The sequence below is a fragment of the Solwaraspora sp. WMMD406 genome, from assembly GCF_029626025.1.
Lineage (GTDB): Bacteria > Actinomycetota > Actinomycetes > Mycobacteriales > Micromonosporaceae > Micromonospora_E.
In genome coordinates, this window is sequence record NZ_JARUBF010000001.1 from 2,552,136 (window position 1) to 2,564,972 (window position 12,837).

Consider the following 12,837-nt stretch of genomic DNA (forward strand, 5'->3'; position numbering starts at 1 on the left):
GCCGCCGCGCGTCAGCCGTGTGCGAGCCAGCGGGTCACTTCGTCGGTGAGGATCACCTCGTACGGCAGTGCACGCAGGTCGTCGGCGCTCACGTCCAGACCACGGGAGCGTGCGAGGTCAGCCAACCACGACCAGGGGTGCTCCTCGGCGAACTCTTCGTCGTCGGAAAGCACGACCGTCAACACGGACCGGGTGACGCTTTCCCGGGCCTCGTCGACGGGGTCGGCATCTGCAGGCGTGTCGCCCGCCGACCGGCGGCCGAGTGTGAAGCCACGGTCCTGGTGCAGCAACACTCGCCGACCGTCGTCGAGCATGACGAACTCGCCGACGGAGAAGCCCTGCGTGTCGGCCGCATCGGCCCGCTGGGGCCGGAGATCGCAGATGGCGCCGACGCCGACGACACGGCCGGGCCCGACCGGCGGCAGGTCCACGTGGTCGTCGACGGCCCTCGGGTACGCCTGCCAACCGCTTCCCGCTCCGCTCACTTGTCGTGCCTCCTGACGCTGTTGGCTCGCCTCCCGCGATTTTCGTTCACTGGTTCCAAAGATCACTGGCCGAAATCACACCAGCCTACTGTCGTTGTGTTCGAGCAGTTCACCCTCGCATTCGCGGACGGCGTCGGCGGCTCCGATCAGCACATCGAGAAGGTATTTCTCGCCGTTCGGACCGTCCGTGATCGGCACGGCCGGACCCTAGCCGAGCCGGTCGACACCTCACCTGGTCTGGTCGGCCGGAACGCGGTGGGCTGGCCGGTAGTGGTCGTCGCTACTGTTCGGCTGGATCCGGGAACAGCTCCTCAAGCATGAATTGAACCTTGGGGGCGATCGGTCGTCCTGGATACACGGACTCGACCAGGTCAAGTCCTTGCGCCGTTGTAGTGAACCCGCAAAGCCGATACAAGATGGCTATGTCGTCAATGTCCTGTTCTCTTGCTGCCAGGAGTTTCATGGCGAGGAGATACTCAGGTGAGGCGACGTCGACGCGAAGGGAGTCGTTTTCGAACACCTGGCGTGCTTGTGGATCCGATCCAGGGAGGAACCCTTTGACGGCATCGTTGAGCCAGTCGTCGGGAAGATCGTTTCTGGCTGCCACAGCAGCGGCCGCCAGGTGCACTCCGGTCTTCGGGGCGAAGATGGCATCGATGTCCCGGGTCGCCCGGCGAGCGTCGTAGGCGAGAGCCATCGCCGCACCACCGACCAGGAAGACCTCCGCGCGGATGCCCTGGTTGCGCAGCTCTGTGGAGAGCTCGTTGAACAGATGCAGAATCTGGCTGCGATCGAGAAGGCTCATACTCGCACTAACGCCGATTCTGTGATGAACACACCGCGCTTGCGGAATGCCAGTGGTGACTCGACGATTGCGGTGGCATGCCAGGACTTAAGTCCCGATACGAACCACCAGGGCTTTGCGTACCGCTTCTGGTCGAAGGCCCAGGCCGGTGGCCGCCAGCCATCCCGGCGGGCGAGATGTTCGGCCAATCCAGCGAGAGCGGCGTCTACCCGAACGTCGCCAGTTTCGGGTGGCGCCGTTGCGAACAGCGTCGCTCCAGCGGCAAAACCATCCGTGGACAGTGCTCGCTGGTAGTCGTCAAGGAGCTGAAGGAGACAGCGGAAGGCATGCTGAGGACCGCCGCCGCTTGCCAGCTCGGCGGCGGCATTGCGGGCGGCATCTGCTGCGGTCCAGAGCGTCACACTCAGAGCTTACGACGCCGCGCTGCACGCCGCCTCAGGGCGCGGGACTTCGTCGAGGAGCATGACGTGGCGAAGTGCTACGGGTCCAGCTGCGGTCGAAACGCAGGGCGGCGAGCCTGGTGACGGTCTCCGGCGGGAAGTCGGGCCAGGTGCGCAGGGTCTCGTGGCGTCGGTTCAGCCGGCGGTCGAGGAAGCGTTGGGTACGGACGAGCCCGTCGGTCGCCTCGGCCGGCGTCAACGCGCCATCTCTGGCCGCTGCGGCGTACTCGTCGAGGTCGAGCACTCGGTAGGGATGGTCGGGCGGTCCGACGATGACATCGATCCATAGGTCGTCGACGACGATCTCGGTGTCGGTGCCTGACACCCGTACCAGGTCGCAGTACCACCACCCCTGCTGCGCCGCGGGAAGCTCACCGGCTGGTTGATCTGGAACCCGTCATCGAGCAGGACTTAGCTGCGCTGCTCGTGGTGCCGTCCGTTGAGCTGGAAGCCCCAGTCGTAGACGACGACGTCGTCGAGTCGCCGTCCCGCTGCGCGTATCTCGCCGTTGCGCACCACCGTGACCGGCGCCAGTCCGTCGATGCTCATGTCGTCCATGTGTGGCATCCTGACGCAGGAAGCTTGCCATCCGGTACGCCGTTTTCTCGGCCGCCAGACGCTGGCGCACATCGGCTTGGCTGCGGCTGGGAGACTGGGCGGTATGTCGACTGTGATCGTCCCCGCCGGGTTAAGCATGGGTCCGCGCTACCGCTACGTGCGCCCGCCCGACCCGACGCCGGAGTGCTACGAGGTGCATCTCGGTGACGATCTCGTCGAGTTGACCGAGACCGAGGCTGCGGTGTGGGCGGCGGCGTTCCTCTACCCGGACCGGCACGCCAAGCTGTTGGTCGACCGGGAGTCGCTGGTACGCATGCTGGAGACCGCGCCGAAGCCGGAGCCGCAGGCCGCCCGGTACGTCGACGACCTGATCGGTCGGGGTCTGCTGGTCGAGTTCGACCCGGCCGGCGACCTGCGGCCGGTGTTCAGCCGGCACAAGCTGCTGCCGCTGGCCCAGGGCCTCGGCTCCACCCCGGACGCCCCCCACCAGCACCGCATCGGCATCGCCGACCAACCCCTCGTCGCCCTACCAGCCGAAATTTACGGTCTCTGGTCCTTTGCCTGTCTACACCCGAACCTGTGGGACGCCTGCGTCGACTTCGCCGACGAGTCGGAGGAAGCAGCCGAAGGTGAGGAGACGCTCGGTCTCAACCCGGAGGACATCGCTCGTGACTTTGCGGCCAACTTGCCGATGCTGATCGCAACAACCTGTGCCTTTCTCGACCCCATCGTCGCAGCATGAGAAGCAGCCGGCAGGTACGGCGAAGGGTAAAGACCGAGCAGCCGTTTTCGCGCCAGCTGGGGCATGAGGTTGCCAAGGAAGGTAGCGGGACACTGGTCCAGCAGCTCGGTGCTGGGCTGGGTGCGCTGCTCGGGCTCGCCGCAGCGAGATGGGGGCTTCCGCCCGCGCCGGTCGCCATCGCGGGTGCCATCCTCGGCCACGCCATCGGTGCGGTTGGCAAGGGATTCGTCAACACGGTGTTGGATCGGCGACGCGAGGCGCGAGCAGGCGATCGCGATGATCCGGGCGGCTCCGGTGGTGGCGGTGGAGCAAGACCGTTGAGCAGCGTCCGCCGCCGCTATCCCGGCCACCGGAGCCGGGGCGGCGGCGACCGTACGATCACCATCGGCGGTCCGGCCAGCCGGGGCGGCGGCGGTGGGGGCGGCAGAGGCACCGCCTCCTACCTTCAACAGCTGCGTCGGCTGCTGGACGAGATTGAGACGCAGCAGGTGAAGCTGGCGAACGTCGCGAACGCGATGCGGGGGAGTCAGCTCGGCGTGGCACAATTGCTCGCCGGTGGGCGACCGGACCGTACGCAGGAGATCTACACCTGGTCGGAGCTGTCCCGCGCCAACGTCGAGGAAGCCGCCGTCCTGACTCACCAAGCAGTCAAGAGCCTGAAGGCGTACCTCTCGAACCTGTAGGTTGATCATGTTGTGACCTGCGCCGGTTCATCCGGTTGGTCATGAAGTTTAACGCGACCATCTGTGTCGTGCTGCGACAGTCTTAAGTGTTCTACCCGGCGACCCAGTTGTGTGCCATGTGGACGTATCCGAACCTAAGTGGTTCCCCCGTCCACCACCACCCTGGGACGCAACTCCGTGATCACTGGTGAACTGAAGAGCAAGATCGACCGCATCTGGGATTCCTTCTGGTCGGGCGGTATCTCCAACCCCCTCGAAGTGATCGAGCAGATCACGTATCTGCTGTTCATCCGCCGTCTCGACGAGTTGCAGACGCTCGCCGACAACCGGGCGCAGCGCCTCGGCCCTGACGGGGTCCGCCACATCTACCCCGATGGCGACGACCCGCTCGGCGTGCCATACAGCGAGCTGCGCTGGCAGCGCTTCAAGAGTGTCGACCCGCGGAAGATGTACGAGATCGTCGGCGAGCACGTCTTCCCGTTTCTGCGCACCCTGGGTGGCGACGGGTCGGCGTACTCGCGGCACATGAAGGACGCCCGCTTCACCATCCCGAACCCGGCGCTGCTCGGCCGGGTCGTCGACATGATCGACGACATCCCGATGGATGACCGGGACACCAAGGGCGACCTGTACGAATACATGCTCAGCAAGATCGCGACGGCTGGGCACAACGGTCAGTTCCGGACGCCCCGGCACATCATCAACCTGATGGTCGAGATGGTCGAGCCCGGCCCGAAGGATCGCATCTGCGACCCAGCCTGCGGCACCGCCGGCTTCCTGGTCGGCGCGGTCAAGTACATCCGCCGGCGGCACCCGGCCGCGCTGCACGACCCGGTGCTACGGGACCACTTCCACCAGGACATGTTCCACGGCTTCGACTTCGACAACACGATGCTGCGGGTCGGCAGCATGAACATGCTGCTGCACGGGGTGGAGGACCCGGCCATCGACTACCGGGACTCGCTCGGTGACGACGTCAGCGACGAGACCGAGGCGTACTCGGTGATCCTGGCCAATCCGCCTTTCGCCGGCAGCCTCGACTACGAGCGCACCTCGCGGATCCTGCAGCAGACAGTCAAGACGAAGAAGACCGAGCTGCTGTTCCTGGCGCTGTTCCTGCGGCTGCTGCGCAACGGCGGCCAGGCGGCGGTGGTCGTGCCCGACGGGGTGCTCTTCGGCTCCAGCAAGGCGCACAAGGAGTTGCGCCGCATGCTGGTCGAGGACCAGAAGCTCGACGCGGTGGTCAAGCTGCCCGGTGGGGTCTTCAAGCCGTACGCCGGGGTCTCGACCGCGATCCTGTTCTTCACCAAGACCAACAGCGGCGGTACGGGCAAAGTCTGGTTCTACGAGGTGAAGGCCGACGGCTGGAGCCTCGACGACAAGCGCGGCCCGCTGCTGCCGGAGGCGAAGCTCGGCCCGGTGCCGGCCGAGGCGCTGACCGCCGAGGAGCACGCCAAGAACAATCTGCCGGACGTGCTGGCCCGCTGGAAGCAGCGCGACGGCGCGGAGCGGGAGCGGGCGCGCACCGAGCAGTCCTTCTGCGTGCCGAAGGACGACATCGTCGCCCAGGACTACGACCTGAGCCTCAACCGCTACAAGGAGATCGTGCACGAGGAGGTCGAGCACCGGCCGCCAGCCGAGATCATCGCCGAACTCGAACGCCTCGAATCCGAGATCCAGCAGGGCCTCGCCGACCTCAAGGGGCTGCTGTGACGGCGGCAACCACGGTACGACTCGGTGAGGTCGCGTCCATCAACCCCAAGCTGCCCCAGCGGCCTGCTCCGGATGATGCTGTGTCCTTCGTGCCCATGTCAGCCGTGGACCAGGAGACGGGTGTCGTTTCCGGCTCCGAGACGCGGCCTTTCGGTGAGGTGAGCAAGGGCTATACGACATTTCTCGACGGCGACATCCTGGTCGGCAAAATCACCCCATGCTTTGAGAACGGCAAGATTGGGCACGCCAGGCTCAAGAACAAGGTTGGGGTTGGATCGACCGAGTTCCATGTCGTGCGCCCCCATCCTGGGCGTGCCGATGCGCGTTACCTACTGCACATGTTGCGGCAGCCGTGGATCCGCGTTGCCGGTGAGCGCAGGATGACCGGCAGTGCCGGTCAGCGTCGTGTTCCCCAAGAGTTCGTGGCAGATCTCAAAGTCCACCTTCCGCTGTTAGAGGAGCAGCGGCGGATCGCGGACGTGCTGGACCGCGTCGACACCCTACGCGCGTGGCGTCAACAAGCTGTTGCGGAGCTGGATGCCTTGGCGTCATCGGTCTTCACCGAACTTCTCGCCGAGGTTCTCAACTCTTCTGGTTGTACCTCGCGAAACCTTGGTGATGTTGCGGATATTGCTTCAGGGATAACCAAGGGTCGAAAGGCCCCGGCTGGTAGTGTCAGGGAGGTTCCCTACCTGGCGGTGGCCAACGTCCAGGACCGACGGCTTGATCTCAGCGGGGTCAAGTACATTGAGGCTACTGATGGCGAGGTTGAGCGCTACCGCCTGCGGATGGACGATTTGGTGCTGACTGAGGGCGGAGATCCGGACAAGTTGGGTCGTGGCTCTTTGTGGCGCTGTGAGTTTCCGGAAGCTATTCATCAGAACCATATCTTTCGCGTACGCATAGACGATGCGGGTCGCGTTCATCCGGTCTATCTTAACTGGTTGATCTCCTCAGCCTACGGCAAGCGCTACTTTCTTCGGTCTGCCAAGCAGACCACGGGGATTGCCTCCATCAACATGTCACAGCTCCGACGATTTCCTGTCGCCGTTCCCGATTATGATGTGCAGAAGAAGTTTGCTGAACAGGTCGACGGGATCGAGAGATCGAAGGCTGTGCAGCGGAGGGCGTTGGGGGAGTTGGATGCGTTGTTCGCGTCGTTGCAGCATCGGGCGTTTCGGGGGGAGCTGTGACGGCAGCCAGCAACTTCGCGTTCCTGCGGGCTGAGTGGCCCGACCTGTTCGACGAGGCGCAGCGCGTCGAGCAACACACGTACGCGGATCCGCGTACCGCCTGTTTCTATGCTCGGCGCTGCCTGGAAAGCCTGGTCAAGTGGCTCTACCGGGTCGATGGCTCGCTGCGGAAGCCGTACAAGCGTCAGCTCGGTGCCCAGGTCGCCGAGCCGACCATGAAGAAGCTGGTCGGTGAGGACCTGCACGCCAAGATGGAGGTCATCCGGCTGCAGGGCAATACGGCGGTGCACGAGAGCCGCCGGGTCAGTGAGCGGGACGCGCTCCTGGTCTGCCAGGAGCTGTTCCACCTGATGTACTGGCTGGCCCGCACCTACACCCGCGACCAGGCCGCCGTGCCGTCGAGCACCCTCGTCTTCGACGAAGCGCTGCTGCCGAGGCCGGCGGTGCGCCAAGCCAAGACCCGTGCCGAGTTGCGCGCCCTCGCCGAGCAGTTCGCCGCGCAGGAGGAGCGCGAGGAGCGCGAAACCGCCGCCGAGCTCGACGGTGACCTCGACGAGCGGATCAAGCAACTCCGTGAGCAGGTTGCCGCCGCCAAGGCGCGTAACAGCAAGCTGCCGGACACCCACGACTACAACGAGCAGCAGACCCGGGACCTGTTCATCGACCTGCTGCTGCACGAGGCAGGCTGGGCGCTGGATCAGGCACGGGACACCGAGTTCCAGGTCAGCGGCATGCCGAACCAGACCGGTATCGGCTACGTCGACTACGTCCTGTGGGGTGACGACGATCGGCCGCTGGCGATCGTCGAGGCCAAGAGCGCCCGCCGGCACGCCATCGACGGCCAGAACCAGGCCCGACTGTACGCCGACGCGCTGGAGCAGATGTACGGCCGGCGGCCGGTGATCTTCTACACCAACGGCTACGAGATCTGGCTCTGGGACGACGTCAGGTACCCGTACCGCAAGGTCCAGGGTTTCTACACCAAGGATCAGCTTGAGCTGCTGATCCAGCGTCGGTCGACCCGGCAGCGGCTGGCCGACACGTCGATCGACCGGGGGATCGTCAACCGGCACTACCAGGAGCGGGCGATCCGCCGGATCGCCGACACGTTCGAGGTCGACGGCCAGCGTAAGGCGCTGGTGGTGATGGCCACCGGGGCCGGCAAGACCCGCACCACGATCGCCCTGGTCGACCTGCTGCAGCGGGCCAACTGGGTCAAGCGGGTGCTGTTCCTCGCCGACCGGTTGGCGCTGGTGCAGCAGGCGACGAACGCCTTCAAGACGCACCTGCCGGACACGGTGACGGTGAACCTGTCGCAGGACCGCAACCGCACCGACGGCCGCGTCTACGTCGCCACGTACCCGACGATGATGGGCCTGATCAACGAGGTCGACGAGGGCAGCGGCCGGCGGTTCGGGCCGGGCTACTTCGACCTGGTGATCATCGACGAGGCGCACCGGTCGGTCTACCAGAAGTACGGCGCCATCTTCGACTACTTCGACTCGCTGCTGGTCGGGCTGACCGCCACGCCGAAGGACGAGGTCGACCGCAACACGTACCGCCTGTTCAACCTGGAGAACGGCGTGCCGACCGACGTGTACGGCCTGCAGGACGCGATCCGCGAAGGCTACCTGGTCCCGCCGCGCGCCGTCTCGGTCGAGATCCGGTATCCGCGGCACGGCATCCGCTACGACGACCTTCCCGAGCACGAGAAGGAGGAGTGGGACGCCCTGGAGTGGGGCGAGGAGGAGGCCCCGGACCGGGTCGACGCGCAGGCTGTCAACCAGTGGCTGTTCAACGCGGACACCGTCGACAAGGTCCTCGAACTGCTGATGACCCGGGGGCAGCGGGTGGCTGGCGGTGACCGGATCGGCAAAACCATCATCTTCGCCAAGAACACCCGGCACGCCGAGTTCATCGCCGACCGGTTCAACGCCAGCTACCCGCAGCTGCTCGGCCAGTTCGCCCGGGTCGTGCTGCACAAGGACCGGTACGCGCAAACTCTCATCGACTCCTTCGGCACCCCCCACAAGGAGCCGCACATCGCCATCTCAGTGGACATGATGGACACCGGCATCGACGTGCCGGAGGTCGTCAACCTGGTCTTCTTTAAGCAGGTCAGGTCCAAGACGAAGTTCTGGCAGATGATCGGCCGAGGCACCCGGCTGTGCACCGACCTGTTCGGCCCCGGCCAGCACAAGAAAGACTTCCTGGTCTTCGACTTCTGCGAGAACTTCGAGTACTTCGGCCACTCGGCTACCCGTACCGAGGGGTCCACGGCCGCGTCGCTCAGCGAGCGGATCTTCAAGGCGAAGGTCGAGCTGATCAGCCAGCTCGACCAGCGACTACCCGCCGGGACGGTCATCGACGGCGACGGCACCCGCAGCGAATCCGGCCTGCGCTGGGACGTCGCCAACGAGTTGCGTGGCCTGGTCGCCGGCATGCGGCTGGAGAACTTCCTGGTCCGCCCACACCGGCAGGCAGTCGAGCGGTACGCCGACCCGGCGAGCTGGCAGCGGCTCACCCCGGCGGCGTCGGAAGAGATCAGCCACGAGCTGGCCGGGCTGCCCAGCACGGTACGCCCGACCGGTGACGAGGAAGCCAAACGGTTTGACCTGATGATCCTGCGGCTGCAACTCGCCCGGCTCGGCGCCGGTGGCCGCTTCGACCGGACCAAAGCCGACGTGCAGGCGATCGCCGCCGCGTTGCTGGAACAGACCAACATCCCGGCGATCCGCGCCGAGGTGGAGCTGCTCGACCAGGTCGCCGCCGAGGAGTGGTGGCGCGACGTCACCCTGCCGATGCTGGAAGGGCTACGACGGCGGGTCCGGTCGCTGGTCAAATTGGTCGAGAAGTCCAAGCGGGCGATCGTCTACACCGACTTCGAGGACCAGATCAACGACATGACCGAGGTACGGCTGACCGGTCTCGACGTCGGCACCGATTTCGAGCGGTTCCGGGAAAAGGTCCGGGTGCATCTGCGGACCCACGAGGACCATGTGGCGTTGCAGAAGCTGCGCCGTAACCGGCAGCTGTCGCCGACCGACCTTGCCGAGCTGGAACGGATGCTGGTCGACTGCGGCGGCAGTGAGCAGGAGATCGCCCAGGCCCGGCGGCGGGCGAACGGCCTCGGGCTGTTCCTGCGCTCCCTGGTCGGGCTGGACCGGCAGGCGGCGACCGAGGTGTTCGACGAGTTCACCGCCGGCCGCAACCTGGACGCCCGCCAGCTCGACTTCATCAACACGATGATCGACCACCTGACCCAGAACGGGGTCATGGAGCCGAGCCGACTCTACGAGTCGCCGTTCACCGAGAAGGCACCGGCCGGGCCGGACTCGGTCTTCCCCTCGGCGGATGTCGACCAGCTGGTCAGCATCCTGCGTACCGTCACGGCGCGGGCGGCCGAGCCGGCAGCCGACGTCGCCTGACTCGGGGCCAGAGTCACCGGAGGCATTGGACTTGCCTGTGCCTACCCGAGTGCCGCCTTGAACCAGTAGATCGAGGGTGTTTGACTGAGCGCATGGCAACCAGACCGGTCGAGATGAGCGAACGCATCCTCACGGACTCCAGGCGGGCTCCAGTCAAAGCCTTGGCGGAGGCGATCTGGAACGCTCTCGACGTCGGTGCCGACCACGTCAAGATCGATTTCGAGTTCGACGCGCTCGGAGCGATCCACACGATCATCGTCACAGATGACGGTGAGGGAATGAACCGGGAACGTGCGACCAAGGGGTTCGGAGAGTACGGGGACTCCTGGAAGCGGCGCATTGATGCGCGCACCCACAATGGTCGCAGTGTGCATGGCCAGCGCGGGCAGGGGCGGTATGACCTCCTTGGTCTCGGGTTGTCTGCCCGTTGGGAGTCGGTTGCTGAGCAGGTCGATGGAACCATCGCGGCTATTCAGGTCGATCTCGCGGGAACTAGTCCCCGAAACTATGAGATCAGCGAACCGGTGCCCTGCTCCGGACCTACTGGGACGATTCTGCGGATCGCGAACGTCACTCCCGCAGCAGATAAAGAACTGAACCGGCCAGATCTTGCCGACCTCTTGGCTGCTGAATTTGCTCTCTATTTGCGGCAATATCCGAAAGTTGAGATCGAGATTCGCGGTGTCAGCGTCGACCCGTCGTCAAGTCATTTCCCGCCAGTGGATGTGCTTGTCGATGTTGAGGGCTTGACTCAGCCGGCAACGGTTACATTCATCGAGTGGAACCGCAAAGTGAAGGGTACCCAGCGCATCTACCTGTGCGACGCAAATGGGGCGGCGCTACTCGACGTTTCTGCGGACCTCCGAGCGCGTGACATACCCTTCACTGGTCACATCTGCTGGGACGGCTTCAAGGGTCCGGGCACCAGCGCGAGCCTCGCGATTCTGGGCGGCGAAGACTTGGGCGCGCAGGTGTTCGAGGCTGGCCGACAGGCGATCGCCGAGCAGATAGAACAGCGCGCCCGCGAGCGTCAGATGCAGGTCGTTGACGATTGGAAGTCGGAGCAGTCATATCCGTATAAATCGGAGCCTGTGACTGCATCCGAGCGGGTAATCCAGAAGACCTTCGATATCATGGCGACCGCCGCAACCCCATTGCTTACAAAGATGAATGTCGAGCAGCGACGATTCAGTATGCGAATGCTACGTGTCGCGGTCGAGACCGATCCGTCGGCCGTCCATAAGATCATGCGTGAAGTCCTGCGGTTGCCCGAAGAGCGTGCGGAGGAAATGGCTGCGCTGTTTGAGCGAACCACGCTCGAAAGCATCATTACCACCACACACAGTGTCCTGGATCGCCTCGACTTCATTTCTGGCCTCCGCTCCATGGTCTTCGATCACGAGTCGAAGAAGGCCACTACTGAGCGGCGCCAACTACACAAGATCCTCGAACGCGAGGCTTGGATATTTGGCGATGAATGGACGCTGATGGCAAGTGATGAGGCGCTGCGGCGTGTTCTCGTCAAGCACATGAAATTGCTCGGCGAGGATGTTGCCTACGGCGATGTAATGCCTCAATCCCAAGAGGACGGGCAGCTGTTGATCCCGGATCTCGTAATGTCGGGCAGTGCCTCCTCCTACTCCAAGAGTCGCGAGTATTTGGTTGTTGAACTCAAACGCCCATTGGTTACTCTCGGCAAGGACGAGCTTGACCAAATCGAAGCCTACGCTATAGCGATCACCGATGATGACCAGTTCAGCCAGCCCGGGATATCCTGGGATTTCTGGTTGATCGGCAACGACTATGATTCATACGTCAAGCGGAAGCTCGACACACCCGGCAATCCTCGGGGTTGCGCTCTGGTAGCGCCGAAGTTCCGGGTCCACGTTCGCACGTGGGCCGAGGTGTTGGCTGATGCTGAGCACAGACATCGGTACATCCAGCAATCGCTCGCCAGCAACTCCGACGAGGATGCTGGGCTGAGTTATCTCAACCGGGTGCACCAGCAGTTGCTGCCGAGCGTCATGAAGCTGGGCACAGCCGGAACGAGCTCCACGACGCCCAAGCAGCGACGATCGGCCGACACGCCAGCCGAACCTCTCGCATAGGGTTGTCCGCGAGGCACTGGATTCAGCCGGCTGGTGGTGCTGGGATGACCATCCGGTCGCGGCGCAGCTGCAGCGCCGGGTGGCGAGATGGGGCGAAGCCCATCGACTGGTACAGGTTGCCGCTGCCCGCCGTGGCGTTCAGGTCGACGACGCTGACCGTGGTGTCGGCGGCGAACCAGTCCAGCAGCGCCCGCAGGCAGTCGCGGGCGTAGCCGTGGCCACGATGGGCCGGCTCGGTGCACACGTTGAACAGGTGCCCGCGCAGTCCGCCTGGGTTGCCGGGGGAGGGGGCGTGCCGGTCGCACAGGCCGACGGCGCTGCTGACGATGCCGTGCTCCGGGTCGTCGACCACGAACGCCGCGAACATCTCCGGGTCGCCGAGCGACCGGGTGAACCAGTCGAGAGCCGCCGACCGCCACTGCGCCGACTCGTCGCCGACCGGTGCGCCCATGTCGCGCAGCATGACCACTCGGAGCCGCACCAGGGCGGGCGCGTCGGCCTTGGTCGCGCGGCGGACCAGTGGCCGGGCCGGCAGCTGCGTCGATGGTTGCGGTGGATCTTGCATCGGCGCAGCCTATCGCCGGCCGGAGCCGGGCGATCGGGGTGCCGGGTGGGTGGCGGCGGTACGGCGTGCAAGATCAATGTGAGTGCCATTGTTGTCAAAGTCGCGAAGTGACACCCA

General features: G+C 64.9%; 13 protein-coding genes. 6 read left to right on the forward strand and 7 right to left on the reverse strand.

What is annotated here, in order from left to right:
* Positions 1–11: 11 nt before the first annotated feature.
* The 6 genes from O7632_RS11600 to O7632_RS11625 all read right to left on the reverse strand — a co-directional run bounded on the left by O7632_RS11600 (position 12) and on the right by O7632_RS11625 (position 2,288).
* A complete protein-coding gene (locus tag O7632_RS11600) occupies positions 12–485 on the reverse strand; it encodes a hypothetical protein (protein ID WP_278113928.1) in 474 nt (157 codons plus the stop codon).
* Positions 486–560: 75 nt separating this feature from the next.
* The gene (locus O7632_RS11605) at positions 561–683 is read right to left on the reverse strand and encodes a hypothetical protein (RefSeq protein ID WP_278113930.1); all 123 of its coding nucleotides are present in this window, start codon (positions 681–683) and stop codon (positions 561–563) included.
* A gap of 82 nt (positions 684–765) precedes the next feature.
* The gene (locus O7632_RS11610) at positions 766–1,290 is read right to left on the reverse strand and encodes a DUF6036 family nucleotidyltransferase (RefSeq protein WP_278113932.1); all 525 of its coding nucleotides are present in this window, start codon (positions 1,288–1,290) and stop codon (positions 766–768) included.
* Positions 1,287–1,691: a hypothetical protein gene (locus O7632_RS11615; RefSeq protein WP_278113934.1), complete on the reverse strand. Its 405-nt coding sequence runs from the start codon at positions 1,689–1,691 to the stop codon at positions 1,287–1,289. The genes O7632_RS11610 and O7632_RS11615 overlap by 4 nt, the downstream gene beginning before the upstream one ends.
* 34 nt (positions 1,692–1,725) lie before the next feature.
* Positions 1,726–2,064, reverse strand: a complete 339-nt coding sequence (locus O7632_RS11620; protein WP_278119985.1) for a hypothetical protein — start codon at positions 2,062–2,064, stop codon at positions 1,726–1,728.
* Between the two features lie 77 nt (positions 2,065–2,141).
* Positions 2,142–2,288: a hypothetical protein gene (locus tag O7632_RS11625; protein WP_278113935.1), complete on the reverse strand. Its 147-nt coding sequence runs from the start codon at positions 2,286–2,288 to the stop codon at positions 2,142–2,144.
* 103 nt (positions 2,289–2,391) lie between these two features.
* Here O7632_RS11625 and O7632_RS11630 point away from each other — a divergent pair, with 103 nt between their 5' ends.
* The 6 genes from O7632_RS11630 (at position 2,392) to O7632_RS11655 (ending at position 12,155) form a co-directional block, all read left to right on the forward strand.
* On the forward strand, positions 2,392–3,030 hold the full coding sequence (locus tag O7632_RS11630; protein WP_278113937.1) for a hypothetical protein: 639 nt from the start codon (positions 2,392–2,394) through the stop codon (positions 3,028–3,030).
* Entirely contained in the window at positions 3,027–3,713 is a 687-nt protein-coding gene (locus tag O7632_RS11635; RefSeq protein ID WP_278113939.1) for a hypothetical protein, read from the forward strand. The genes O7632_RS11630 and O7632_RS11635 overlap by 4 nt, the downstream gene beginning before the upstream one ends.
* Positions 3,714–3,851: 138 nt before the next feature.
* A complete protein-coding gene (locus O7632_RS11640; protein WP_278113941.1) occupies positions 3,852–5,426 on the forward strand; it encodes a class I SAM-dependent DNA methyltransferase in 1,575 nt (524 codons plus the stop codon).
* Positions 5,423–6,619, forward strand: coding sequence for a restriction endonuclease subunit S (locus O7632_RS11645; protein WP_278113943.1), 1,197 nt, complete (start codon positions 5,423–5,425; stop codon positions 6,617–6,619). The genes O7632_RS11640 and O7632_RS11645 overlap by 4 nt, the downstream gene beginning before the upstream one ends.
* Entirely contained in the window at positions 6,616–10,047 is a 3,432-nt protein-coding gene (locus O7632_RS11650) for a DEAD/DEAH box helicase family protein (protein ID WP_278113945.1), read from the forward strand. Before O7632_RS11645 ends, O7632_RS11650 begins: the two co-directional genes overlap by 4 nt.
* A gap of 161 nt (positions 10,048–10,208) precedes the next feature.
* Positions 10,209–12,155: an ATP-binding protein gene (locus O7632_RS11655; RefSeq protein ID WP_278113947.1), complete on the forward strand. Its 1,947-nt coding sequence runs from the start codon at positions 10,209–10,211 to the stop codon at positions 12,153–12,155.
* A gap of 22 nt (positions 12,156–12,177) precedes the next feature.
* On the opposite strand, the gene O7632_RS11660 is transcribed toward O7632_RS11655, so the two are convergent.
* A complete protein-coding gene (locus O7632_RS11660) occupies positions 12,178–12,720 on the reverse strand; it encodes a GNAT family protein (protein WP_278113949.1) in 543 nt (180 codons plus the stop codon).
* Between the last annotated feature and the right edge of the window lie 117 nt (positions 12,721–12,837).

What these genes read in the sequence shown, in the direction of transcription:
- O7632_RS11610 (WP_278113932.1), bottom strand. Translation starts at nt 1,290, where the DNA reads ATGAGCCTTCTCGATCGCAGCCAGATTCTGCATCTGTTCAACGAGCTC.
- O7632_RS11625 (WP_278113935.1), bottom strand. Translation starts at nt 2,288, where the DNA reads ATGGACGACATGAGCATCGACGGACTGGCGCCGGTCACGGTGGTGCGC.
- O7632_RS11630 (WP_278113937.1), top strand. Translation starts at nt 2,392, where the DNA reads ATGTCGACTGTGATCGTCCCCGCCGGGTTAAGCATGGGTCCGCGCTAC.
- O7632_RS11635 (WP_278113939.1), top strand. Translation starts at nt 3,027, where the DNA reads ATGAGAAGCAGCCGGCAGGTACGGCGAAGGGTAAAGACCGAGCAGCCG.
- O7632_RS11660 (WP_278113949.1), bottom strand. Translation starts at nt 12,720, where the DNA reads ATGCAAGATCCACCGCAACCATCGACGCAGCTGCCGGCCCGGCCACTG.